This is a genomic window from Serratia sp. ASV30 (genome assembly GCF_016428815.1).
Classification (GTDB): domain Bacteria; phylum Pseudomonadota; class Gammaproteobacteria; order Enterobacterales; family Enterobacteriaceae; genus Chania; species Chania fonticola_C.
Genome location: NZ_JAELTL010000165.1, coordinates 1 through 665, shown reverse-complemented (window position 1 = coordinate 665; position 665 = coordinate 1). Strand labels below are relative to the sequence as shown.

The window sequence follows — 665 nt, the reverse complement described above, 5'->3', positions numbered from 1 at the left end:
GCTCTGCGCTCAACTCATAAGAGTTACTATGACGAAAATCTTTCGTAGACAGTTCTAAATGTTTTAATAAGTTTGTGAAAGGATTTTTCTGTTCATCACTCAAGGCAGGGCCTTTAGGTGTGCCATAATTATCGTACTTACCCCTAAGCGTCGCTTTAGAATCTAAGGTGATCCATCGTGGTGGCGGTGGTGTTGGGATGACCTCACAAAGAAAATCCACACCGTGTCCACTTTTATTTTGTATTGCCCAAACTTTATCTTTTAGTATGGTTTTACCGGTAATGTCTTTAAATGATTTAGCAGTGCCTCGCCCTCCAATTTTAAAGAGCATTTTATCATGTAATAAGCCCTGGCGGGCAAAGTTCATGACATGTTGTTCCGCAACATATCCGGTGTACTGATTTAATTTAAGCGCAGCAAGCCCTTGATAAAATTCTTTTTTCTGCACATACTCCATCAGTTCTTTACCCGACAGATTTATTTCAACATGAGCTTTTAACAGTTTTCCTTCTTGGGTCAACTCTTTTGCATTAGCTAGAATGCGCATCACCGTTGAACCATTTGGAAGTGGGCCTAAAAACTCAATCTTTGCTCCACGCACATTCTCAGTGAAAAATCTGTCTCTTATACACATCTGACGCTGCCGACGATGCCAACTGGGTGTA

At 40.9% G+C, this 665-nt stretch carries 1 protein-coding gene; it reads right to left on the bottom strand.

Annotated elements, in window-relative coordinates:
* The coding region (locus tag JHD74_RS25915; protein ID WP_199063897.1) for a hypothetical protein at positions 1-634 on the bottom strand (634 nt) is incomplete at its 3' end.
* Between the last annotated feature and the right edge of the window lie 31 nt (positions 635-665).